Origin of the sequence: Aeromonas sp. QDB54 (assembly GCF_027707385.1) — a bacterium.
GTDB lineage: Bacteria > Pseudomonadota > Gammaproteobacteria > Enterobacterales > Aeromonadaceae > Aeromonas > Aeromonas hydrophila.
In genome coordinates this window covers 1-25184 of the sequence record NZ_JAPCIT010000007.1, presented here as the reverse complement: position 1 = coordinate 25184, position 25184 = coordinate 1, and the positions used below count along the sequence as shown (strand labels likewise).

Below are 25184 nucleotides of genomic sequence, written 5' to 3'. Positions count from 1 at the left end.
CGCTGGTGGCCCGTACCTTTACCGAGTTAGGGGCTGCCAGCAAGTTCAAAAGGTATATCGAGATGATCAATTTTACCACTATTCCCAATGTTTCAAATAACGAAACGTTCGGATTTGTTACGTGGCTAGATCTGCAACAAGCAACCTGTGTCCCTCACCGAAGCCACGCCCGCGCACCAGAGACGGCTAAGAAGTCTGCCCCACTGGTGGCCGCCCACAATGGCAAGACTCGTAACAAGGCACAAGCAGAGGCTAACGGGCTGTTTGGAATGCTTCGCGCCGATTTGGACAACGCCAAGGGCCAGACGCCCAAGACCATAGCCGATGTTTTGCAGGAGCAAGGGCTGTGCTCGTTTATCATCTATTCAACCCTGAGCCACCAGCCGGACGCGCCCCGTTATCGGGTATTTGTGGAGCTGGCCGAGCCTGTGCCATTCACTATGTGGGCGGATCTGCAATTCGCGTTGGCCGAGTTGCTGGGATCTGATCCATGTGTTGGCCGCCCTGCTCAATTTATGATCCTGCCAACGGTTATCAAAAGCACAGCCGAGCATTATCAGCACATGATCGCCGAGGGGGCCGCGCTAAGCCCGTCAGCCCCGTTCTGGCTCAATGCAGCCGTGCTGGCGGAGCAGCACCAAGCCGCCGCAGCCAAAGTTAGCCAGCAGTTTAATCAGGCGGCCCCCAAGCCATTTAATGAAAAGCTGGTGGGTAGGCAGGTATCGATCATCGAGTGCGTGAACGCCAGCTACGAATGGCCGGAGCTGCTCGCCCATTATGGCTATAAGCGAAAGGGGCGAAATGCATGGATGGCACCAGAATCAACCAGTGGAACCGCTGGGGTTCATATTCTGACCAGTTCGACGGATGGCAAAGAGCGCATTTTCTCGCACCACCAAAGCGATCCCGCTGGTAATAGGCTGTGCGACAAATTCGACCTGATCACCATTCGCAATTTCAGCGGGGATAGCTTCAAAGCCGTTCAAGAGATTGCCAGAGAGCAGTTTCCTGATATTCACGTGCACAACCGCCGCGAGTGGGCACGGGCACAGCGCGACGAGCAACGCCAGCAATTCGAGGCGATGCGAGAGGGCACCAAATCGTTAGCCGTTGCTAAGGGGCAAGCAAAGGCTATTAGCCAGCCCACGCCGATTACGTTTCCATTACTGAGCACCGCTCAAATGGCCGAGATCATGGAGGCCGCGCTATGAAGCCGCTGCCGCCGCCAACCAATGTGATCCCGTTCGCGCCACCAGCTAGCCCCGAGCAGATCGAACCACCATTATTTCTGCCGGACACTGACGAGAAGGGAAAGCCGCTAAAAACATCTGCTAACCTGTGGGCCGTATTTAGGCATAAGGGGTGGATTTACCGCTATAACACCATGATAGCAACCCCTGAGCTAATGACAGCCGAGGGCCGCCGCCTTGGCAAAACTGATGAGGGGCAACGTTCGGCTTTGGTGGACGCCTGCCAGCGTGCCGAGGTTCCCGATGCCGCCATAGACGAACACTTGATCGCGCTGTGCCAGTTGAACAGTTATCACCCTGTCAGAAAGTGGCTAGAGGCTGGCCCAAAATGGGATGAAGTGCGCCGAGTTGATGCTGTCTTGGCAACGCTCAACGCGGCTGAGCCCGATTATGCCGCCTCAGTCCTGCGCCCTTGGCTGGTGGGCTGTGTGGCAGCATTGTATGAACAGCGATGGCTATCAAAGCTCGTGCCTGTATTGGTGGGGGGCCAGTCATTCAAAAAATCGGCATGGGTTAACAGACTGGCCGCAGTAGTGGCGGGCTCGACGTTGGATTGCTCGATTGACCCCAGCAAGTCGGACGATGTACGCCGTGCTGTTTCGGCTTGGATTGTGGAACTAGCCGAGTTGGAAACGACAACAAGGCACGAAGCCGGAGCATTGAAGGCGTTCATTACCCGCGATGTGGATCGGTTCCGCATACCCTACGCAAAATCATTCACGGAGAAACCCCGACAGACGGGCTTTATTGCGACGGTAAACGGCACTGACTTTCTCAAAGACCAGACAGGGAACGCTCGTTTTGCTGTTATCGAGATGGCAGGTGCCGCAGATCTTGACCACCTGAATGAATTATTGGGCTGGTGTTGGGACGCGGGCCGTCAAAGCCAAACAGCTCCCGAACTGTTGCGCCAGTTCTGGCTTGAAGTCAAAGCGGACTACGATGCGGGGGCAAGCTGGTATCTCGACGAGGCCACCAGCAAGCAGGCCACCACGGCGAACGACTCGCACACCGACAAGGGGCCGCATTACGAGACAATTGTTGACCGGCACTTGGCCCGCCCGATGCGATCCAATCGCTGGTTCACTGCTGCCGATCTTTGTGAATATCACCTTGAAAAGCCCGCGATGGCGGGCAGATATGGGAGGGCGTTAACAATGCTGGAAAAGGAAGGGCGCATAGAATCACGCCCAGCGAGATCGGGGCGCAAGGAATACCGTTTGCCGGTGAACGATTTGCCGCAGCCCCAAGAATAGCCGTTGCTGGTGGCACCCCCTTGAGCCCTGCCGATTTGGCGGGGCTTTTAGTTGGTGAGGTAGGTGAAGTAGTGGTGAGGTAGAAAACGGGCTACCTCACCAGCCGCTAACCCACACTGCTACTGGCTTTCATTCATATTTGGTGAAGTGGTGAAGTAGATCTCTTTATAAAGTAATTACACATAGACAAGGGGAAGGGATTGACACACTGGGAGCTGCTCACGAACACAAGCAACGGCTATTGCTGAGGGGGTTTATAGGAAACTTACCTCACCAACTTCACCACTAACAAAAAACGCACCTGTAAGCCGCGCCAGCACTGGGTTTTAGCATGGTGATGAACTGGCAACCGCTACCCCACCAGCTACCCCACCGCATCCAAACGACGGTGATATAACGGTGAGAGCCCAACGGTAATAAAACGGTAATATCTGGTTAGTGATTGGCTAGCAATTGGCTAGTACCGAACGGACGCAAACCAAAATGGTGTGATCGTTAACATGCAAGAAACAGACTCCCACGGCTCAAATTGACGCCTGTAAGCTGGTATCATAACGGCTAGGTTACGGCTAGGTCATAGCTAGACGAGCGACACAATAGCGGCATGTTCGCCAGAACAACGGGAGTTTGGGGAAGATGAAGAGATTGATTTTAGGGGCAGTGTTGATAATGTTGGTAGGCCATGCTTGGGCTAAAAATGTAGTTTCTATAATGACGTTGCCGGAAAGCGTGTTGGTTACAGGCTTTTATCCAAATCTGTCTGATGAAGCCGCGAAGGGCCTCTGTCAAACTAATGCCATGTTAGCAAGTTCCAATATGGAGTTGCGTATAAAAGGCACACTAAATAATGAAGCAGAAGCGTTAGAAAACCAAAAACAAGGAAGAGGTTTTTGGGATAAATTAGGGGTTCCAAAGGAGTTTCATGATGTTAACGCATTTCTCTTGAAATTGATGTTCGAGCACCCACTTCCTAAAGATATGTCAAAAAAAGATGAGTTATTGAAGTCGATTAGTAGAGATACGTTTAAGCTTTGTTTTGGTCAAAGAGAAGTCGACGATGTATCGCTAGGCTAAAGCTGTCTGAGATGTACCCAAACGGCAGCGACTATCGCTTGGGTAACGCTCACGACTGCAATCGTGTGTCGTCTTATGCTTTGGATGTGATGAAGAAGCGTCAAGAGCAGGGCGGCTTACTCTCGGATACACTAACCGCACTCTACAAGGGGGCAGATGAAGGTGCTACCGTTTGGTGGGGAATAGTGACCCGCCTAACAATAGAAGCATACAAGATGCCACAATGGCCTGATGAGGCGACAAGGCAGTATATGGCCGATCAGTTTGCCAATATGGCAATGGCGAAGTGTCTTGGCTAGAAGTCACCCCAAGAAGCCCACCCAAGCAGGATGGGCTTTTTTGTTACTCAACCGGAGGGGTAGCAAATCGCAAAAGAGGGGTACAAGGAGGGGTATGGAGCAAAAAATAACAAAGGGTTAGCTTCACTGCGAAGCTAACCCTTTGTTTTATATGGTGCCGATAAGGGGAATCGAACTCCTGACCTTCGCATTACGAATGCGCTGCTCTACCAACTGAGCTATACCGGCATGGCACTAGATTCCCGAAAACAGCAGGGCAAGTCAATGAGCTGCACTCAGTTTTATGAGTGGGCTCATGGAGTTACGGTCAATATCAGAGGTCGGCGAACTCCGGAATATGGGCCCGGCCGCGGCTTTCGAGAAAATCGAGTAACGCACGGGGGGAGCGCGCCAGGATCCGCTCTGCCGGGAAGCCGGCCTCGGTGACCAGTCGGTGGCAGTGCTCGAAATCCCCGAGGCTGAAGGCCACGTGGGAGTCGGAGCCGAAGGTGAGGTAGGCACCCATGTCCCGCGCCGCCTCGACGATGGCACGGCAGTTGCCTTCACTGCCCGGGCGGGAGTGGTTGAAGGAGGAGTTGTTGAGCTCCAGCGCCACCCGATACTCTGCCGCTGCCTTGACCACGGCCTGGATATCGATGGGGAAGGCGGGATTGCCGGGGTGGCTTATCATGTCGACCCGGCCGCTCTTGATGGCGTTGATCATGGCCTGAGTGTGGGTGGCCTGGTCGCAGGGGGGAAACACCGGCTCGTGAAAGCCCGCCATGATCATGTCGAGCCGCGACTCGTAGCGCTCGAGGAAGTCGATCTCGCCGTCGATGTTCTTGATGTTGGCTTCGATGCCGCGCAGGATGCCGACCCCGTCGACCACCCGTGGCAGCACGTGCAGATTGACGAAGTGCCAGAAGTGGGGGGCATCCGCCATGTCGGGGCCATGATCCGTGGTGGCGAACAGCTTGATCCCCTTTGCCTTGGCGATGGGCAGGTAGTCGTGGATGGTGCTGTAAGCGTGGGTGCTGGCGACGGTGTGGGTGTGGGTATCGACCGTGTACTTCATCTTATCTTCCCCTCTGGCGTGAGGCGCCAGCATAGCAAAGGCGGCGGGTCGAGACCATGTCGTGGCTTGTCATACTTTGTCACAAATTGGGGCCTGGCTGACAAAGTTTGAACACGCTTGGCGGTCATGATGGCGTCATCGATGAAAGCCTGAACTCGCATCGATGGGTTGGATCAGGATGGTGCAACCTCATTTCCCCGCCGTCGCGCCCTGCGACGGTTTTTTTTTGCCTGTTTGCCAGCGCGCTGCGCGGTTACCGGGCAAAAAAATGCCCAACTAGCATGGAGCAGGTTGGGCGAGACTTAATGTTTAATTGCAGTGGCATAGATATAGAGTCCGATTCGTCCGTGAAGTTCCCGCCTTGTTCCCCATTTTCAACAAAAACATTTCACTAACACCTGTTCACATTCTCTTGACACAAAAGGTTGTGAAACGTACTTTTTAAACATTCGTTTAAGTGAGGTGTCCTGTGAGTAAAATCGATACCAAAAACCGCATTCTCGATGCCGCTGAGGTGTTGTTTGCCGAACGGGGGTTCGCCGATACCTCTTTGCGTCTGATTACCAGCGAGGCCGATGTCAACCTGGCGTCAGTGAACTACCACTTCGGCTCCAAGAAGGAGCTGATCCAGGCGGTGCTCGATCGCTATCTGAGCCTGTTCATGCCCGAGCTGGATGCACGCCTGCATACCCTGATGGCGCAGGAGCAGCTGACCCTGCTGCAGGTGTTCGAGAGCTTCGTCGACCCGTTGATGAAGCTGGTGGCAGTGCGCACCAACGGCCCGGCCATTTTCATGCAGCTGCTGGGTCGCGGCTACATCGACAGCCAGGGCCACTTGCGCCGCTTCATCACTGCCCACTACGGCCCCATTTTGCAACGGATCACCCAGGCCATCTCCAAGGCCAACCCGGCCTTGTCGCCGGCGGATCTGTTCTGGCGGCTGCACTTCACCCTGGGCACCGTCGTGTTCACCATGGCCTCGGCCGATGCGCTGCGCGACATCGCCCAGGCCGATTTCGGCCAGCAGCTCGATGTGGAGGGGCTGGTACGCAACGTCATTCCTTATCTGGCGTCCGGTGTCGGGGCGCCCGTGGAGTCGACCAGGCTCTCCCTGGCCGTGTAACAACCAACAATAAATCAACGGAAACAGTGAAATAGAAGGAACTTGAGTATGATCACATTGCTTATCCTGCTGGTGCTGGCGATAGCCGTCGTGCTCGGCGTGCCCTCCATCCGTAAAAAGGTGGTCACCCGCCCGGTGTTCGGCATCTTCAAGAAGATACTGCCGCCCTTGTCGGCCACCGAGCGGGAGGCCATGGAAGCCGGCTCCGTCTGGTGGGATGGGGAGCTGTTTCGCGGCAACCCCGACTGGAAAAAACTGCACGGCTACGGTAAAGCCGAGCTGACCGCCGAGGAGCAGGCCTTCATCGACAATCAGGTCGAAACCCTGCTCGCCATGGTCGACGACTTCAAGATCGTCAACGAAACCAAAGACCTGCCGGAGCCGGTCTGGGACTATCTGAAGAAGGAAGGCTTCTTCTCCCTGATCATCCCGAAATCCTACGGCGGCCGTGAATTCTCGGCGATTGCCAACTCCACCATCGTCACCCGCATCGCCACCAAGAGCCTGAGCGTGGCGGTCACCGTCATGGTGCCGAACTCCCTTGGTCCGGGCGAGCTGCTGATGCACTACGGCACCCAGGCCCAGAAGGACTTCTGGCTGCCGGGGCTGGCCAATGGCAAAGAGGTACCCTGCTTCGCCCTGACCGGGCCGGAAGCGGGCTCCGATGCCGGCGCCATCCCGGACAAGGGGATCGTCTGCAAGGGGATGCACAAGGGCGAAGAGGTGCTGGGTATTCGCCTCAACTGGAACAAGCGCTACATTACCCTGGCCCCCCGTGCCACCGTGCTGGGGCTGGCGTTCAAACTCTATGACCCGGAAAAACTGCTGGGTGACAAGGAAGAGCTGGGCATCACCTGCGCGCTCATCCCCACCAGCCACCCCGGCGTGCGCGTCGGCGATCGCCACTACCCCATGGGTCTGGCGTTCCTGAACGGCCCGACTTTCGGTAAAGATGTGTTCATTCCGCTGGACTGGATCATCGGCGGCCCGGATTACGCCGGTCGCGGCTGGCGCATGCTGGTGGAGTGCCTCTCCGCCGGGCGCGGCATCTCGCTGCCAGCCCTGGGTACCGCTTGTGGTCACATGGCGAGCCGCACCGTGGGCGCCTACTCCTATGTGCGCAAACAGTTCGGCATGTCCATCGGCAAGTTTGAAGGGGTGCAGGAAGCGCTGGCTCGCATCGGCGGCCTCACCTATCAGCTGGAGGGGGCCCGCCGCATGACCGCAGGTTCGCTGGACTTGGGTCAGGCACCGGCCATCGTCACCGCGATCTCCAAGTACCACATGACCGAAATGGCGCGCCAGATCATGGATGACTCCATGGATATCCACGCCGGTCGTGCCATCCAACTCGGTCCCAAGAACTACACCGGCTACGCCTACATGGGCATTCCGGTGGCCATCACGGTGGAAGGGGCCAACATCCTGACCCGCAACCTGATGATCTTCGGGCAGGGTGCCACCCGCTGCCACCCGTACGTGTTTGCCGAGCTGGAAGCGGCGGCCGACACCGATGTGGAGCGCGGTCTTGAGAAGTTTGACGCCCTGCTGCTGAAGCACATCGCCTTTGGTGCCGGCAACTTCTTCGGTTCCCTGCTCCAGGGGCTGACCCTGGGCCAGTTCAACAGCGCGCCGGTGGCTGGCGAAACTGCCCGCTACTACAAGCAGCTCTCTCGCATGAGTAAAGGGCTGGCGCTGTGCGCCGACGTCTCCATGCTGATGCTGGGTGGCGATCTCAAGCGCAAGGAGATGATCTCCGCCCGTCTGGGTGACGTGCTGAGCCACCTCTACCTGGCCTCCGCCACCCTCAAGCACTACGAGGATCAGGGCCGCATGGTCTCCGATCTGCCGTTCGTGCAGTACGCGGTGGAGCGCAACCTCTACCTGATTGGCAAGGCGTTCGAGGGCTTCTTCCAGAACTTCCCGAACAAGGTGGTGGGTGCCGTGCTCAAGCGGGTGGTGTTCCCGTTTGGCGTCGGTTACAAGATGCCGGCAGACGATCGTTGCCACGCCATCTGTCTGGCCATGATGAAGCCGGGTGAGTTCCGCGACCGTCTGACGGCGCTGTGCTACGTCGGCAAGGACGAGGCGGATCCGGTCGGTCTGATGGAGCGTGCCTTCCAGGCAATGGTCTCGGTGCAGCCCTACGAGAAGAAACTGGTGCAGGCCCAGAAAGAGGGCAAACTACCCCGCAAACTGGCGCTGCCGGAGCTGGTCGCCGCTGCCCTGTCCCAATCCATCCTGAGCAAGGACGAGGCAGACAAGCTGCTGGCCGCCGATGCTCTGCGCTACGAGGCGATCCAGGTGGACAACTTCGCTCCGGGCGAGCTGGAGGGGTTATCCCAGCAAAATCCGGTGGTGCACGCCGCCTGAGAGAGCGCTCACTCCTGAACCTGAAACCGGCCGTCATGGCCGGTTTTTTTGTTTGTTAACCCTGCATTTACAACCTCGATTAATTCCAGTTTAATGCAATGGCCCCTCACCCTTGGGGCAGGAAGCAAGGCCAGCGGAATGGCCGACAACAACAAACTCAGGAAGAGTGAATGAATCTCGCCAAAACGGCGATCGAACGCCCCATCTGGGTGGCGGTCTCGATCGTGCTGATTTTTCTGCTGGGCCTGCTCAGCATCCGGGGGCTGCCGATCCAGCTGTTTCCCGACATCGATCGCCCGCACCTCAACATCTCGGTGGACTGGCGCTCGGCCTCGCCCCAGGAGATGGAGTCGGAGATAACCGACCCCATCGAGCAGGAGATGCAGGGGGTGCAGGGGCTCAAGAACCTCACCAGCAACAGCTTCCCAGGTTTTACCGAAATCGACCTGGAGTTTGCCCTCGGCACCGACATGCAGCGGGCCCAGCTCGACGTCATCTCCCGTCTGAACCGGGTCTCCGGCCTGCCGGACAAGATTGGCGGCCCCTACGTCAACAACTACAGCAGCAACGACACTCTCACCTTCTTCTTCATCCAGCAGTTGCCCGGTGCCAAGGGGCAGATCGACGATCATCAGGCGCTGATCGAGGCGCGGGTCAAGCCGGAGCTGGAGCGGATCCCCGGGGTGTCGACGGTCGACATCGAGGGGATCAACGAGCGCCAGATCCAGATCCGTTTCGACCCTTACCGCGCCGCCGAACTGGGGGTGGAGATCCCGGTATTGGCCAGCCGGGCCAGCACCGGCTGGGACGTCTCCGCCGGCACCCTCGACATTGGCCGCTGGGAGTACAAGCTGCGCTTTGCCGGCCGCTACGACGTGGCGACCCTGGGGGACAAGGTGGTGGACTGGCGCGACGGCCTGCCCATATATCTGCGGGATGTAGCGGAAATCAGGTTGGCCCGGGAGGAGAACCCAGTGCTGCGCATCCAGAACGGCAACACCGCCATCGCGGCCCAGATCTTCAAGGAGAGCGGTGCCAACGCCCTGGCGGCGCTGGAGGCCATCAAGCTCAAGGTGGGCGAGCTCAACCGCGAGGTGCTGGAGCCGGTCGGCCTGCACATGGAGCAGTCGTTCGACGCCTCCCTCTACATCAACCGGGCGGTGGGCATGGTGACCGCCAACCTGGGGCTCGGCGTGCTGCTCTCCTGTGCCATCCTCTGGGTCTTTCTGCGCCAGCTCAAGGCGACCCTGATGATCGCGATCGCCATTCCCATCAGCATCATGCTCACCTTCTGCCTGCTCAAGGTGCTGGGGCGGACCCTCAACGTCATCTCGCTGGCGGGGATCGCCTTTGCGGTGGGCATGGTGCTTGATGCCGCCATCGTGGTGCTGGAGAGCATCTACCGGCGCCACGAGCGAGGGGATCTCGGCAAGGCGGAGGCGGCGCTGGAGGGCACCAGCCGGGTGTGGACCGCGCTGGTGGCCTCCACCCTGACCACGGTCGCCATCTTCCTGCCGGTGCTGCTGCTCAACGACGTGGAGGGTCAGCTGTTTGCCGATCTGGCGCTGACCATCGCCTGCGCAGTGAGCGTCTCCATGCTGGTGGCGGTGACCGTGCTGCCGGCGGTGGCGGCGCGCTGGATGGGGCGTGAGCGGCTGCTCGATCCCTATGAGGGGCTGTGGCAGGGCACCACCCGACGGGTGATCCGCTGGACCGGCACCTCCCGCCAGCGCTGGACCGTCATCACCCTGATGATGAGCCTGCCGGCACTGGCCACCTGGGCCCTGTTGCCGAAGATGGACTATCTGCCGGATGTGAAGCGCGATGCGGTGGATGTCTGGATGAACTTCACCCCGGGCTTCAACCTGCAGGCCCAGCGCGAGGAGGTGATTGACACCCTGATCGCCCGTCTCGCCCCCTACATGAAGGGGGAGCGGGAGCCGGCCCTCAAGAACTACTACATCCTGCGCTACCCGGGCGGCGCCCAGATCGGGGTGCGGCCGAAAAAGGAGGATCAGATCAAGGTGCTGGAGCAGCTGTTGATGAAGCAGCTGCTGGTGGGGATCCCCGACACCCAGGTGTTTGGCGGCCAGGGGTCGCTGTTCGGCGGCTTTGACAGCGAGAACGGCATCTCCCTGCTGCTGCAGGGGGGCGATCTGGCCGAGCTCTACCAGGCGGCACGGGCCGCCATGGCCATCGTCAAACAGGATCTGCCGGGCGCCCAAGTGAGGCCGCAACCGGATCTCGATTTCACCGCCCCCGAACTGCGGCTGGTGCCGCAGGACAGGCGCCTGGCCGAGGTGGGCTGGGATCGTACCCCCATGCCCGCCATCATCCAGACCTTCGGCGACGGGTTGCGGGTCGGCGAGTATTTCGACGGGGAGGAGCGACTCGACATCATGCTGATGGGACAGACCTCGGCCAACCCGGACGAGCTCAAGGCGGTGCCGCTGGCGACCCCGTCCGGGCGCATCGTGCCGCTCGGCGAGCTGCTGCGGGTGGAGCACGACATGGGGCCGGCCAGCATCTTTCGGGCCGACGGCCGGCGCAGCATCAGCCTGCAGATCTCGCCCCCGGCGGGGATGAGCATGGAGCAGGTGCTCGATACCCTGCAGAGCAAGAGCTTTGCCGCCATCCGGCCACTGCTGCCCGCCGGCGGTGAGCTGCGGGTCTCCGGCAATGCCGACAGCCTGCAGCAGGCGCTGGGCAACCTGGGGGCCATCTTCCTGTTTGCGGTGATGATCCTGCTGATCCTGTTGTGGGGGGTGTTTGCCTCCCTCAAGGATGCCGTGCTGGTGCTGCTGACCCTGCCGCTTGCCACCGTCGGCGGCGTGCTGGCGCTGCACCTGAGCGGCCTGCTGGTGCCGCTGCCGATGGATCTGCTGACCATCATCGGCTTCGTCATTTTGCTGGGGTTGGTGGTCAACAACGCCATCCTGCTGGTGCATCAGACCCGCACCGCGGAGCGGGAGGGGATGAGCCGCCAGCTGGCGGTGGCCGATGCCCTGCAAAGCCGGATGCGGCCCATCGCCATGACCAGCCTCACCAGCATCTTCGGCATGCTGCCGTTGATGCTGAGCCCGAGCGAGGGCAGTGAAATCTACCGGGGGCTGGCCACCGTCATCGTCGGCGGCATGAGCTGCAGCACCCTGTTTACCCTGATCCTGTTGCCCGCCTTCCTGCGACTGGGAGAGCGGGTCGAATCACCGCTCGCCCTGCGCCAGCGGGCCTGAGCAAGGAGCTCATCGATGACACACGGTTTTACAAGGATGGTAGTGGGCGCGGCGCTGCTGGCGGGGGGCGTATTCCCCGTGCTGGCCCAGGGCAAGATGGTGACCCTGGCGGACGTGATCCGGGGGGAGGCGGCGGCCAGCATCTGGGTCAGCGGCACGGTGGCGAGCCGCCAGCAGGCGGCGCTCAGCGCCGAGGTGAGCGGCCGGGTGGAGTGGATCGCCGAGTTCGGCAGCCGGGTCAGGGCGGGGGATGAGCTGCTGCGCCTCGACAGTGCGGCGCTGCGGCTCTCGCTGGAGCAGGCCCAGGCCGAGCAGGCCAAGTGGGAGAGCAATGTGCGCTTCGCCCGCGCCGAGTTTGGCCGGCTGGCGACGCTGCACCGTCAGAAGAGCACCTCCCAGAGCCAGTATGACAAGGCGCGCTACGATGTGGAGCAGGCTGAACTGGCCGAGCGGCTGGCGCGGGTACAGGTGCGCCAGATTGAGGAGCAGCTGCGCAGAAGCCACATCTTCGCGCCGTTCGACGGGGTGGTGAACAACCACTTCATCCAGCCGGGGGAGCACGTGGATGCCGGCGAGCAGGCACTGGAGCTGGTCAACCCCGATCAGCCCGACATCCGGCTGCAGGCCCCCATCGTCTGGGCCGGTCAGCTGGCGCCCCAGACCCGGCTGCGGGTGGAAGGGGAGCAGCTCAGCGGTCACGGTGTCTATTACCAGCGGGCGGCGAGCGCCGATCCCAAGTCGCGCCTCATCGAGCTGCGTCTCAAGCCCGAAGCGGGCCGCTTCATCATCGGCTCGCCGGTGCGGGTGGCACTGCCGCTGGCGGAGCAGCAGACCATGCTGCTGCCGCGCGATGCCCTGGTGCTCAACACCGAGGGGAGCGTGGTCTATCAGGTGGAGCAGCGCGGCGAGGAGCTGACGGTAAACCGGGTGCCGGTGACTGTGCTGTTTGGCGACAGCCGGCAGGTGGCGGTGAGCGGGGCGCTCAAGCAGGGCGACAGGGTGGTGGTGCGCGGCGCCGGCAGCCTGCAGGATGGCGACAAGGTCGAACTGTTTCGCGGCTGAGGCGGCGGGTTCGCCATAAAAAAACGGCTCCTGCAGGAGCCGTTTTTGGTGCCGGTGAAGGGCGATTACTCGACCATCATCACCTTGCAGGTGTTGGTACTGCCGACGGTTTCCATCTTGTCGCCGTGGGTCAGCAACACCATGTCGCCGCTTTGCAGCAGCCCCTTGGCCTTGAGCACGTCCAGCGCGTCACGGCACACCTCGTAGACCGGCTTGGTCTCGTCGCCGTCGAACAGCACCGGGGTGACACCGCGGTAGAGGTTGGTCCAGGCCAGGGTCTTGTTGTGCGGTGACATGGCGAAGATCGGCAGGCCGGAACTGATGCGGGACATCAGCAGCGGGGTGGTACCCGATTCGGTCAGCGCCACGATCGCCTTGACCCCTTCCAGGTGGTTGGCTGCATACATGGTGGACATGGCGACGGCCTCTTCCACCGAGGTGAAGGTGTAGCTCATGCGGTGGTTGGAGACGTTCAGGCTCGGATGCTTCTCGGCACCGACGCAGACGCTGGCCATGGAGGTGACGGTCTCGATGGGGAACTGACCGGCGGCGGTCTCGGCGGAGAGCATCACCGCATCGGTACCGTCCAGCACGGCGTTGGCCACGTCCATCACTTCGGCACGGGTCGGCAGCGGCGCGTTGATCATCGACTCCATCATCTGGGTGGCGGTGATGACCACGCGGTTCAGGCGACGGGAGTGGCGAATGAGCTTCTTCTGCACGCCGACCAGCTCGGGATCGCCGATTTCGACGCCCAGATCACCACGCGCCACCATGACGGCATCGGAGCCGAGGATGATGTCTTCCATCGCCTCGTCGGTGGCGACGGTTTCGGCGCGCTCGACCTTGGCTACTATCTTGGCGTTGGAGCCGGCTTCGCGGGCCAGCTCGCGGGCGTAACGCAGGTCATCGCCGCAACGGGGGAAGGAGACGGCCAGGTAGTCCACGTTCATGCGGGCGGCGGTCTTGATGTCTTCCTTGTCCTTCTCGGTCAGGGCCGGGGCGGAGAGGCCGCCACCCTTCTTGTTGATGCCCTTGTTGTTGGAGAGCGGACCGGCCACGGTGACCGTGGTGTGGATGCGGGTGCCTTCGACCTGCTCCACCTTCAGCTGCACGCGACCGTCGTCCAGCAGCAGGATGTCGCCGGCGATCACGTCGCCCGGCAGGCTCTTGTAGTCGATGCCGACCTGCTCCTGGCAGCCTTCACCCTTGCCGAGCGCGGCATCGAGGATGAACTTGTCGCCGACGGCCAGATAGATCTTGCCGTCCTTGAAGGTGGAAACACGGATCTTGGGGCCCTGCAGGTCGCCCATGATGGCGACGTGACGACCCAGCTTGGCGGCGATGTCACGCACCTGGTTGGCGCGCAGGATGTGGTCTTCAGCAGTGCCGTGGGAGAAGTTCATCCGCACCATGTCGGCGCCGGCACGGATGATCCCCTCGAGGATCCCTTCGCGATCGGTGGCCGGACCGAGTGTGGTTACAATCTTTGTACGTCTTGGCATGAAAGACTCCAGTTTTGAAGTTGATATGACTTGAGATACTGCCCCGTCAAGCGCATGACCCATTGCACCCGCTTGCAAGCCATCTGGGTGGCTTTTGTTACTAAATTACAATACTACACCAAGGAAGGTGGCAGAGACAGCCGAGGGCCGAGGCCCCCGCTGCTTACGAAGAGTGGGGTGTATCAAAGCGGGATTCGCGCAAACCTTCTTTGACTTTCTTCAGGTTTTCGCGAAATTTCATGCCACGGCGCAGGGTAAAACCGGTCGCCAGCACGTCCACCAGGGCGAGCTGGGCTATGCGGGAGGCCATCGGCATGTAGACGTCGGTGTCTTCCGGCACGTCCATGGAGAGCACCAGGTTGCACTCGCGCGCCAGCGGGGAGTCCTTGGCGGTCATGCCGATCACGGTGGCGTCGTTCTCGCGGGCCAGCGCGGCAATCTCCACCAGCGCCTTGGTGCGGCCGGTGTGGGAGATGAGCACCACCACGTCCCCTTCGCTGCTGTTGATGCAGCTCATGCGCATCATGACGATGTCATCGAAGCTCACCACCGGGATGTTGAAGCGGAAGAACTTGTTCTGGGCATCGCGGGCGACGGCGGAGGAGGCGCCGAGGCCAAAGAAGCTGATCTTTTTGGACTGGGTCAGGATATCGACGCAGCGATTGATGGCGGAGATGTCCAGGCTGTTCTTGGCGGCATCGAGGCAGGCCATGGTGGATTCGAAGATCTTGGCGGTATAGGTATCGGGCCCGTCTTCCGCCTCCACATGGCGGTTCACATAGGGCGTGCCGTTGGCCAGGCTCTGGGCCAGATGCAGTTTGAAATCGGGAAAGCCTTTGGTATCGAGACGGCGGCAGAAACGGTTGACGGTCGGCTCGCTGACGTCAGCCATCTTGGCGAGGGTGGCGATACTGGAGTGGATGGCCGTCTGCGGGGAGGCCAGGATGACCTCGGCGACTTTACGCTCTGATTTACTGAAACTTTCCAAATTATTAGTAATTTTATCAAGGGTATTCATCATCACCACCAGGCGTTTTTGTAATTTAGCTTCAGTGTCTTTGCACTAAATTCATGGCTAAGCAGGTTTCCAATCAACTTGATGACTATACAAGACAAGCTCTTATCGAAACTAATCTCGGCCCTGCAAAGTATGACTCATGTCTAATTATTTCGTTGTTTTGGTTACAAACTTCCAGTCATTCCGTGAAAGCGCTTACAAATGTTGCAAAGCAACAACACTGTGAGCAGGCGCACAGTTGCACCCATCAAACGCGCCGCAAGGGGAGGGGCTCGGGTAGAATTGGCACCAAATAATAAGTGCGGGACGGTAACGGCCGCCCCGACCCCAGTAACGAAGGAGTTGTTTTATGCAGCATACCCATGCGCTGGTCGGCGACGTAGGCGGCACCAATGCCCGGTTGGCCCTGTGCGAGCTGGCAACCGGCACCATTTCCCAGGCCAAGACCTATTCCGGGCTGGCCCATCCCAGTCTGGAAGCCGTGGTTCGCCTCTATCTGGATGAGCACAAGGTGCAGGTGGGCGAAGCCTGCATCGCCATCGCCTGCCCCATCAATGGCGACTGGGTCGCCATGACCAACCACAGCTGGGAGTTTTCCATCAGCGAGATGCAGGCCAATCTGGGCCTGAGCCGGTTGCAGGTGATCAACGATTTTACTGCTGTCTCCATGGCGGTGCCGGTGCTGGACGCGGCTGACTGCATCCAGCTGGGGGGCGCGGCGCCGGTGGCCGGCAAGCCCATTGCCATCTACGGGGCCGGCACCGGCCTTGGCGTCGCCCACCTGGTGCACACCGGCGAGCAGTGGCTGAGTCTGCCAGGCGAGGGTGGCCACGTGGACTTTGCCGCCAACAGCGAAGAAGAGGATGCGGTGCTGCAGGTGATGCGCGCCGAGCTGGGCCACGTCTCGGCCGAGCGGCTGCTCTCCGGTCCCGGCCTCGTCAACATCTACCGTGGGCTGGTGAAATCCGACGGCCGCGAGCCGCAGGCGTTCGAACCCAAGGACATCACCGAGCGTGCGCTGGCGGGCGAGTGCCTGGATTGCCGCCGTACCTTGAGCCTGTTCTGCGTGCTGATGGGCCGCTTTGCCGGCAACCTGGCGCTCAACATGGGCACCTTCGGCGGCGTCTACATCGCTGGCGGCATAGTGCCGCGCTTTCAGGAGTTCTTCATCGGCTCGGGCTTTCGGGTGGCCTTCGAAGACAAGGGGCGTTTCAAATCCTACCTCAAGGATATCCCCGTCTTCCTCATCACCCACGAGGGGCCGGGTCTGCTCGGTGCCGGCGCCTATCTGCGCCAGTCGCTCGGCATCAAGTTATAAGCAGGCGGCTTGCCGGGGGACGGATCAGCCATGGTTCAGCCTTGATTCAGTGACCATGGCGTAGAGTGTCTACACGTACTCAAGAAGGCAGGGCTCCATAAGGAGTTGGGACTTGTCTTCATCCGCTGGGTGCGTTTGTCACCTGACAAGCCTGAACTGTTTCACCGGCCCTCGCGGCCGGTTTTTTTATGCCTGCGGTTTGCCGGCTGGATGGGGATGTCGTCCTCTGCGAAAGGATGAGCCTGCGCCGCAATGCACCTGCCGGGTGGCGGGCGCAGTGCATGGGCAGGGATGGGCTCAGGGCAGGTCGAGGGTGAAGCGGGCGCCCCCGAGCGGGGATTCATCCACCATGATCTGGCCGCCGTAGCTGTGCACGATTTCGGTGACCACCGCCAGCCCGATGCCCTGGCCGGGGGAGCTGTCGGCGCGCACCCCGCGCTGGAAGATCTGCTGCGACTTGCCGGGGTCGATGCCGGGGCCGTCGTCCTCGATTTCGATCCGCAGCCGGTCTAGCCGGCGGCTCACCGTTACCTTGATCTCGCTGATGGCGAACTTGAAGGCGTTATCGAGCAGGTTGCCCATCAGTTCCATCAGGTCTCCCTGTTCGCCGGCGAAGAAGACGTCGTCATCGAACTTGAAGCGGGTCTGCAGCTTCTTGTGGCGATAGACCTTGGCGAGGCTGGCCAGCAGCTTCTCGATGAGGGGCACCGGCTCGGTGCCCTTGCTGGCGAGGCGCTTGCGGCCGGTGACGGCGCGGCGCAGCTGGTACTGGATGATCTGATCCATGGTCAGGATCTGCTCATTGATGTTGTCGTGGATGTCGCGCCCCAGCTTGACCTCCTGCGCCGTCATCTGGATCAGCGCCAGCCGGGTTTTCAGGCTGTGGGCCAGATCGTTGAGGGCGTGCTGGTAGCGCTGGGTCTGCTGGCGTTCGTTCTCCAGCAGCTGGTTGACCGACTCGGTCAGCGGCGTCAGCTCCCGCTCATAGTCGTTGGAGAGGGCTTCCCGCTTGCCGGCCCGGATCTCGTCCATCTGGCGTGCCATGGTGCGCAGGGAGCCCAGGCTCCAGAAGCTGGTGAGCAGCAGCAGGGCGCCGAGCAGGGAGTAGGCGAGCAGGGCCTGGCGGATGCACTGGTAGAGGTAATCGCGGGTCTGGGCCAGGTAGCGCTTGGCCGAATCGACCATCACCACATAATAGGTGGTGGGGCCATCGCCGTGATTGCGCAAAAAGCGCAGGCTGTAAATGAAGTAGCTCTCGCCGTTCTTGATGGTGTGACGCTTGAAGAAGTAGTCCTGATCCAGCCCGCCCAGATACTTCATCAGATCCTGGCAGATGGTGTCCCTGGCCTGGATCACCTCCGGCATGTGCATGCTGGACCAGCTCAGCTGGCCGTCGGCCCGGCAGATCAGGGTATCCAGATTGGGGTCGACGGCATCCGGGGTGATCCGGCCCAGATCCGTGGTGGCATGGGCGTCCGGCAGCTTGGAGGAGAACAGCTTGGAGAGGTTCTCCTGCATACGGGTGCTGGCCTTCTGGGCCTGCTCCTCGGTGTGACCCAGGTAGAGGATGTAGACCGAGAAGGCCATGATGAGCGCGATGACCAGCATGGCGCTCAGCATCAGCTTGATGTGCAGCGAGCGGCGGATGAAGCGCATGGGGCGCAGCAGACGAACGTCCATCAGTTGCACGACAGGTTGAAGATGTAACCCTGGCGGCGGATGGTGGAGATGGGCTGGATGGTCCCCTCCGGATCCAGCTTCTTGCGCAGCCGGCTCACCATGACCTCGATGGTGTTGGGGTCCCCCTCACCGTCGCCGTAGAGCTGGTCCAGCAGCTGCTGCTTGGAGACCACCTGGCGGGCGTTGCGCATCAGGTATTCGAGGATCAGGTATTCAAAGCTGGTGAGCACCACCGGGGTGCCGGCGATGGTCAGCTCCTTGCGAGATAGATCCAGCTCGTAGTCGCCGGCCTTGACCCTGGGGGAGATGAAGCCGGCGCTGCGGCGCACCAGGGCGTTGAGGCGGGCCAGCAGCTCGTCCTTCTGGAACGGCTTGACCAGGTAATCGTCCGCCCCGGCTTCCAGTCCCTCCACCTTGTCCTGCCAGTTGCCGCGGGCGGTCAATACGATGATGGGAAAGGGGATCTGCTGCTCGCGCAGCTGGCGGATGAGTTGCAGGCCATCCATGTCCGGCAGGCCCAGATCGATGATGGCCACGTCGATGGGATAGTCGGCGGCGTAATGCAGTGCCACCTGGGCGCTGTCGGTGCTGTGTACCTGATTCTGGGCTTCGGTCAGCAGGGTGCTGAGATGGTGATTGAGCAGCTTGTCGTCTTCGACCAACAATATTTTCATAAGGTGCGCGATCATGGGGATCCAGGCTGTCAATTAGAGGGCTTATGACGGGGAGAGTCAATCCGGATCCTAACAGCCCTGGCTGTATCGGGACTGAATCAGCCCGCCATTACTCACCACCCCATCATTAGCCACTCCCTAGCCTGTGTGAGCTTGGGTCTGACTCGCCTCAGCACCGGTCTGTTGACGCCACAGCCTGGCATAGAGCCCCTCGCGGGCCAGCAGTTCATCATGGCTGCCCGACTCCACTATCTGCCCTGCCTCCATCACCAGGATGCGGTCCGCCTCGCGCAGGGTATTGAGGCGATGGGCGATGCTGATGAGGGTGCGGTTGCGGCGGATGGCCGCCATGTTGGCCATGATGGCCGCTTCCGACTCATAGTCGAGGGCCGAGGTGGCCTCGTCGAGCAGCAGGATCCTGGGGTTGACCAGCAGGGCGCGGGCCAGGGCGATGCGCTGGCGCTGCCCACCCGACAAGCGGGCACCCTTCTCTCCCACCTGTTGCTCGAAGCCATGGGGCAGCTCGCGAATGAAGGCGAGGGCACCGGCCAGCTGCGCCGCCTGCTCTAGCTCGGCCTGGCTGGCATCGGGGCGGCAGATGCGGATGTTGTCGGCGATGGTGCCGGAGAACAGCACGCTCTCCTGCAGCACCACGCTCATGTTGCGGCGCAGGGAGACGGGGTCGGCGATGGCGAGATCCATGTTGTCCACCAGTACCTGGCCGTGCTGAGGCACATAGAGCCGCTGCAGCAAACGGGTCAGGGTGCTCTTGCCGCAGCCGGACGGACCCGTGATGCCGATGAACTGCCCCGGCTCAATGGTGAGGGAGAGGTTGGCCAGCACCTCGGGGGCATCCGGCTGGTAACGAAAGCGGATGTGGCGAAACTCGATGGCACCCTGGAGGACGGGCACGGAGGCGAGCCCGCTGTTGCCATGCTCCGGCGTCTCGTCGAGGATGTCGCCGACCCGGCGCAGGGCAATCAGGGTGTGCTGAAAATCCTGCCACACCTGGGCCAGGCGCAGCACCGGCTGGGTGACGTGGCCGGCCAGCATGTTGAAGGCGACCAGCTCCCCCGGGCTCATGCGACCGTTCAGTACCTCGCCGACCCCGAGCCAGAGCAGCAGGGCGGCGGTGATTTTTTGCACCAGATCGATGCCCTGACCGGCCGCCAACCCCACCTTTTTGGCCTGAAAGCCCCGTCTGAGCTGGCGTGCCAGCAGGTGCTTCCACTCCTGGTAGAAGCGGCGCTCGGTGGCCGTGGTCTTTATGGTTTCGATGCCGGTGACCGCCTCGGTGAGAAAGCTGGTGGCATCGGCATCCGCCTGATACTCCGCCTCGACCTTTCTGCGCACCAGCGGCCCTATCAGCAGCCAGAGCAGGAAGTAGATCAGCAGCGAGCCGAGCACGCAGGCGGTCAGGCGCGGGGCGTAGTGAAACATGACCCCGACGAACAGCAGGATGAACAGCAGATCCAGCACCAGCATCAGGGTCGAGCCGGTGAGGAACTGGCGGATCTGGGCCATCTCCTTGACCCGGGCGATGATCTGACCGGTCTGGCGGGCCTTGAAATAGCCGATGGGCAGGCCGACCAGGTGGCGATAGAGCTTGCCGGAGAGCTCGGCATTGACCTGGTTGGCCAGGTGACCGAACACCTGGCCGCGCAGAAAGCCGTAGAGCGGCTCGGCGCAGGCCAGTGCCACCATGGCCAGGGCCAGCACGTGCAGGCTGCCGAGGCTGCGCCCCACCAGCACCTTGTCGATGATGTTCTCGAACAGCAGCGGGCTGGCGAGGGCGATGAGCTGCAGCAAGATGGCGAAACAGAAGACGTCCCGCAGCTGTTTTTGCTGGCGCAGCACCGCCGGGCTGAACCAGCTCAGCCCGAATTTGACCTCGGCTTGGGTGAGATCCTGCTGGGCCAGCAACAAAAAGTGCCACTGCGCCGCCTCGGCCTGGCTCGGTAGCGGCTGCAGCCCGCTGCTGCCGCTGGCGGGATCAAACAGCAGCCAGCCCTCTGGCGTGATGGCGGTGATGGTGTACCAGCGGCCATCCCGCTTGAGCAAGGCCGGCAGCGGCAGCGCCGCGAGCGGGCAGCCCGGCCCCTGCGACAGGGCGCTGCGAAGGCCGAGGTGGGCAGCGGCTTCCCGCACCGTCAGGTCGGGCGGTGCCAGATCGCACCCTAGGGCGTGGGCCAGTTGCTCGGCATCGGCCGTCAGCATCAGTTGGTGCGCCGCGTGGGTGAGGGCGGCGAGGGCGCCATTGGCGATGGGCGCTGTCTCGCTCACGGGGGCCTCCAAGGCTGGCAAAGCGTGTGTCATTGTCATCGCTCCCTCAGCGCCTCGGCCTGATACACGCGAATGGGGCTCAGCAGGTAGTCGATGACCCGGCGCCGGTCGGTCTTGATCTCCGCCACCACCGACATGCCGGGGGTGAGTTTGACGGGCTGCTGGTCGATCAGCATCTCGCCCCGGCTCAGCTTGACCCTGGCGGCAAAGACCAGCCCCAGCTGCTCATCGGCGGTGGCGTCGCGCGACACGCTCACCAGCTCGCCATCTATGGTGCCGTAGCGGGTGTAGGGGAAGGCATCCACCTTGATGCTCACCGCCTGCCCCTCGTGCACGAAGCCGATGTCCTTGTTGAGGATCTTCACCTCGGCGAGCTGCACCCCTTCGTTGGGCACGATCACCAGCAACTGCTGGGCCGGCTGCACCACGGCGCCCTGGGTGTGAATGGCCAGCTGCTGCACCGTGCCGGCCACGGGGGCGCGGATCACCTCCAGATGTTCCCGTTCGCGCAGTTTGGCGAGCTCCTGCTCGATGGCGGTCAGCTGCAGCTTGGCCTGCTGGCGTTTCTCGATCCACTCCCGCTGCTTTTGTGCCTTGAAGCCGGCCAGCCGCTCCTGCAGGCTCTGCTGCTGGGATTGCAGCACCTCGAGCTCGGCCCGCTGCTGGGCGAGTTGGCGCTGGGTTTCCAGCAGCTCTTTTTCCTGCTCCAGATACTCCACCCGGGAGATGGCATGGGACTGGCTCAGGGTCTGACGGGCCTGCAGGCGGGGACGGATGTTGGCCAGCAGGGTGGTGAGAGACGCCATGTCGCCCCGTCTGGCGGCCTGGTTGGCCTGGTTGACCCCGAGCTCGGCCTGCAGGTTGCCGAGAGTGCTGTGAAATTCGTGCAGCTCGCTCTGGTAGTTCTCCACCAGCGCCAGCTGCTGCTCCGGCGTGAGCCTGACATAGTCCGGATGCTGGTCGGGGGCCTGATCACGGTAGAGCGACTGGTAGCGGATCAACGTCTGGTACTGGAACGCCTGCTGCTGGCGCAAGCGGCTCAGATCCTGACTGACCCCGAGAGTATTGAGGGTCAGCAGCGGCGCATCGGCGGCAACCACCTGACCGTCTTCCACGTGGATGCTCACCACCCTGGCCTGCTCGTAGGACTGGATCATCTGGCTGCGGCCAAGCACCAGCAGGCGGCCGCTGGCGGTGGCCTGGATGTCGAGCTCGCCCCAGCAGGCCCACAGCAGGGTCAGCAGCACGCCGGCGCTGAGGGTCAGCGCCGTGATGCGGGCAAAAGGAGAGGGGGGCGTCTCGGCCAGCGCCAGGTGGGCCGGCAGAAAGCCGTAGTGGGTATCCGCCTGCCGGGGTGGACGGGGTTGGCGCAAGCGGGCCAGCCAGGTACGCAGATTCATGGGGTCTCCTCGTGCAAGTCCTGCTGCAGTCGCCACAGCCGGGCGTAGTGCTCTCCTCGCGCCAGCAGGCTGGCGTGGTCGCCCTGCTCGACGATCTTGCCGCGCTGCAGAACGATGATGCGGTCGCACTGGCGCACGGTGGAGAGTCGGTGAGCGATGGTGATGACGGTACGGCCACAGGCGATCTGGCGCATGTTGCGCTGGATCAGCGCCTGGGACTCATCGTCGAGGGCACTGGTGGCCTCGTCGAAGATGAGGATCCTGGGGTCGGCCAGCAGGGTGCGGGCGATGGCGATGCGCTGGCGCTGGCCGCCGGAGAGCGAGCTGCCCCCCTCCGCCAGCACGGTGTCGTAACCAAGGGGCAGCCGCAGAATGAAGTCGTGGGCCCCGGCCAGGGTGGCGGCCCGGATGATCTGGTCCAGGCTGGCATGGGGCATCGACTGGGCGATGTTGTCCCGTACCGATTTGTTGAACAGGTGGTTCTCCTGCAGCACCACGCCCATCTGCTGGCGCAGGTGGTGGAGGGGGAGCTGGCGGATGGATTGGCCGTCGATGAAGATCTCGCCCTGTTCGGGTTGGTAGAGGCGCAGCAGCAGTCTGGCCAGGGTGCTCTTGCCCGAGCCTGAGCCGCCGACCACCCCGAGCGTTTCGCCGGCCGCTATGGTCAGGGAGAGATCATCGATGATGAGGGGGGCGTCCGGTTGATAGCGAAAGCGCACCCGCTCCAGTCGAATGGCACCAGCACTCACCTGACCCGCGCCGTCACGCTGGTGCTCGGGGGGCAGGTTGAGCATGTCACCCAATTTGTCCACCGCGATCCGGGTCTGGATGAACTGGCCCCATAGCTCGACCAGCCGTGACAGGGGCTGGGCCACGTGGCCGGCCATCATGTTGAAGGCGATGAGCTGGCCGATGGTGAGCTGCAGGCTGATCACCTCGCTCGCGCCGAGCCAGAGCAAGCCGGCGCTCACCAGTTTTTGCAGCCACATGACGCCGTGCTGGGAGGTATTGTTGAGCTGCTGAACCCGGTAACCGGCGGTCACCATCTGGCTGGTCTGCTCATCCCAGCGCCGCACGAAGCGCGGTTCCAGCGCCAGGCTCTTGAGGGTCTCGGCGCCGGCGACCGTCTCGTTCAAGAAGGCGGTGTTGGCGGCGGCGTGGCCGAACTGCTGTTCGACCGCCTGCTGCATGCGCGGCGTGATCCACCAAGCGATCAGTACATAGGCGGGGATGGAGAGCAGGATCACCAGGGTCAGCATGCCGGAGAGGCTGGCCATGACCGCCAGGAAGACGAACATGAACAGCACGTCCACCGTCAGGGTGAACATGGTGCCGGTCAGGAACTCGCGGATGGTATTGAGCTCCTGCACCCGGGTCACGATGGCCCCCACCTGGCGGCTCTTGAAATAGAGCAGGGGCAGGGCAAACAGGTGCTGCACCATGCGCAGGCCGAGCTGGATGTCGATCCGGTTGGCGGTGTGGGCGTACTGGTACTCCCGCAATCCGCGCAGACAGACCTCCACCAGGGCGGTGATCAGCAGCCCGAACACCAGCACATCGAGCGTCGACCAGGCCTGATGCACCAGCACCTTGTCCATGACGACCTGAAAAAAGAGCGGGGAGATGAGAGCCAGGAGCTGCAAGACCAGCGAAAAGAGCAATATCTCCCCCAGCAGCCGTTTTTGCTGCAGGAAGGCCGGGATGAACCAGCGGATGTCAAAGCGGCTCTGTTGTCTGCGTACTTGATAGACTCGTCCGTTCCAGCGAGCCAGCAGTTCCTGCTGGTCGATGACCTGCGGGTTGCCGACGGCGGGGTCCAGGATCAGGGCCTGCTCCCCCTGACGCTGGGCCAGGACGCAGGGGTTGCCGTTGTCACTGAGTAGGACCAGGGGGAGCGTCTGTTTGGCGAGTTTGCGGGGAGCAATGTGACGTTGGCGGATCTGGCTGTCGGTCTGCTGCTGCAGCCTATCGACAATAATATCAAAGGGTTCGTCTGGCGTGATATCTATATCTTTAGGGGGACAGCCCAATAATCCGGTAATAATCTTCAAGCATGCCAAAACAGACTCGTCATGCGCAGTCATAATATACCCCGTTGCCGCGTTTAAACCCCTCCTGTTTATATGGGGCAAGGTGACCTGTTACAGGCAGGGCGCGCATACTAACGAGCCGGTAATTATCTGTCAAATATTATGTGCGCTGACAAAATTAATAATAAATTCACTGAGTCAATATATCCAAAGGTAATCTCAAGTGTGGCCTCATTATTAACCTTAATGAGTTTGTTGATATTTATTTTGACGTAATTACTCTATTTTTGAATCATTGTTTAATTGAATCAAATAATATTTTCAAATATGGTAAATATAGCGAAAAATGAAATGTTAGCACCATGTTGATTTATCTTTGGTGGGATTTTTGTTTTTTGTTTTACCTTATATTTATTGATAATGGAATTTATATGACAGAGCAGTTTGTACAGACAGTATCCAGCGTCAACTACAACAAGGGAAGGTGCGAATAAGCGGGGAAATTCTTCTCGGCTGACTCAGTCATTTCATTTCTTCATGTTTGAGCCGATT

Annotated in this window: 16 protein-coding genes and 1 tRNA gene; 8 read left to right on the top strand and 9 right to left on the bottom strand. The window is 61.1% G+C overall.

Going from position 1 to position 25184, the window contains the following annotated elements; translation table 11 throughout:
• Positions 1 to 62: 62 nt before the first annotated feature.
• The 3 genes from PG881_RS08465 to PG881_RS08455 all read left to right on the top strand — a co-directional run bounded on the left by PG881_RS08465 (position 63) and on the right by PG881_RS08455 (position 3580).
• A complete protein-coding gene (locus PG881_RS08465) occupies positions 63 to 1211 on the top strand; it encodes a hypothetical protein (protein WP_270799279.1) in 1149 nt (382 codons plus the stop codon).
• A complete protein-coding gene (locus PG881_RS08460; RefSeq protein ID WP_270799277.1) occupies positions 1208 to 2506 on the top strand; it encodes a VapE domain-containing protein in 1299 nt (432 codons plus the stop codon). The genes PG881_RS08465 and PG881_RS08460 overlap by 4 nt, the downstream gene beginning before the upstream one ends.
• 636 nt (positions 2507 to 3142) lie before the next feature.
• Complete coding sequence (locus tag PG881_RS08455) at positions 3143 to 3580, top strand: hypothetical protein (protein WP_270799274.1); 438 nt, start codon at positions 3143 to 3145, stop codon at positions 3578 to 3580.
• Between the two features lie 451 nt (positions 3581 to 4031).
• On the opposite strand, the gene PG881_RS08450 is transcribed toward PG881_RS08455, so the two are convergent.
• Both PG881_RS08450 and PG881_RS08445 read right to left on the bottom strand, forming a co-directional pair.
• Positions 4032 to 4107 (bottom strand) — tRNA-Thr (locus PG881_RS08450).
• A gap of 85 nt (positions 4108 to 4192) precedes the next feature.
• Positions 4193 to 4933 (bottom strand): phosphatase, encoded by a 741-nt coding sequence (locus PG881_RS08445; protein WP_270799272.1) that lies wholly within the window; start codon positions 4931 to 4933, stop codon positions 4193 to 4195.
• A gap of 469 nt (positions 4934 to 5402) precedes the next feature.
• Here PG881_RS08445 and PG881_RS08440 point away from each other — a divergent pair, with 469 nt between their 5' ends.
• The 4 genes from PG881_RS08440 to PG881_RS08425 all read left to right on the top strand — a co-directional run bounded on the left by PG881_RS08440 (position 5403) and on the right by PG881_RS08425 (position 12724).
• On the top strand, positions 5403 to 6056 hold the full coding sequence (locus tag PG881_RS08440; RefSeq protein ID WP_011705252.1) for a TetR/AcrR family transcriptional regulator: 654 nt from the start codon (positions 5403 to 5405) through the stop codon (positions 6054 to 6056).
• Positions 6057 to 6104: 48 nt separating this feature from the next.
• Positions 6105 to 8429 (top strand): acyl-CoA dehydrogenase, encoded by a 2325-nt coding sequence (locus tag PG881_RS08435; RefSeq protein WP_270799270.1) that lies wholly within the window; start codon positions 6105 to 6107, stop codon positions 8427 to 8429.
• Between the two features lie 170 nt (positions 8430 to 8599).
• Positions 8600 to 11662 (top strand): efflux RND transporter permease subunit, encoded by a 3063-nt coding sequence (locus tag PG881_RS08430; RefSeq protein ID WP_270799269.1) that lies wholly within the window; start codon positions 8600 to 8602, stop codon positions 11660 to 11662.
• Positions 11663 to 11677: 15 nt separating this feature from the next.
• Positions 11678 to 12724 (top strand): efflux RND transporter periplasmic adaptor subunit, encoded by a 1047-nt coding sequence (locus PG881_RS08425; protein WP_270799267.1) that lies wholly within the window; start codon positions 11678 to 11680, stop codon positions 12722 to 12724.
• A 65-nt stretch (positions 12725 to 12789) separates the two neighbouring features.
• Here the strand turns inward: PG881_RS08425 and pyk are convergent, their stop codons facing one another.
• On the bottom strand, positions 12790 to 14229 hold the full coding sequence (gene pyk, locus PG881_RS08420; RefSeq protein WP_011705256.1) for a pyruvate kinase: 1440 nt from the start codon (positions 14227 to 14229) through the stop codon (positions 12790 to 12792).
• A 163-nt stretch (positions 14230 to 14392) separates the two neighbouring features.
• Positions 14393 to 15247 (bottom strand): MurR/RpiR family transcriptional regulator, encoded by an 855-nt coding sequence (locus PG881_RS08415; protein WP_005298732.1) that lies wholly within the window; start codon positions 15245 to 15247, stop codon positions 14393 to 14395.
• A 349-nt stretch (positions 15248 to 15596) separates the two neighbouring features.
• Between PG881_RS08415 and glk the strand changes: the two genes are divergently transcribed.
• Positions 15597 to 16565, top strand: coding sequence for a glucokinase (glk, locus tag PG881_RS08410; RefSeq protein WP_011705258.1), 969 nt, complete (start codon positions 15597 to 15599; stop codon positions 16563 to 16565).
• Positions 16566 to 16862: 297 nt separating this feature from the next.
• Here glk and PG881_RS08405 read toward each other — a convergent pair whose 3' ends face one another.
• The 5 genes from PG881_RS08405 to PG881_RS08385 form a co-directional block, all read right to left on the bottom strand.
• On the bottom strand, positions 16863 to 18245 hold the full coding sequence (locus PG881_RS08405; protein ID WP_016350039.1) for an ATP-binding protein: 1383 nt from the start codon (positions 18243 to 18245) through the stop codon (positions 16863 to 16865).
• Entirely contained in the window at positions 18245 to 18919 is a 675-nt protein-coding gene (locus PG881_RS08400; RefSeq protein ID WP_016350040.1) for a response regulator, read from the bottom strand. The genes PG881_RS08405 and PG881_RS08400 overlap by 1 nt, the downstream gene beginning before the upstream one ends.
• 138 nt (positions 18920 to 19057) lie before the next feature.
• Positions 19058 to 21202, bottom strand: a complete 2145-nt coding sequence (locus tag PG881_RS08395; RefSeq protein WP_270799265.1) for a type I secretion system permease/ATPase — start codon at positions 21200 to 21202, stop codon at positions 19058 to 19060.
• A 35-nt stretch (positions 21203 to 21237) separates the two neighbouring features.
• Entirely contained in the window at positions 21238 to 22602 is a 1365-nt protein-coding gene (locus PG881_RS08390) for an HlyD family type I secretion periplasmic adaptor subunit (protein ID WP_270799263.1), read from the bottom strand.
• Positions 22599 to 24662, bottom strand: coding sequence for a peptidase domain-containing ABC transporter (locus tag PG881_RS08385; protein WP_270799261.1), 2064 nt, complete (start codon positions 24660 to 24662; stop codon positions 22599 to 22601). Before PG881_RS08385 ends, PG881_RS08390 begins: the two co-directional genes overlap by 4 nt.
• Positions 24663 to 25184: the final 522 nt, after the last annotated feature.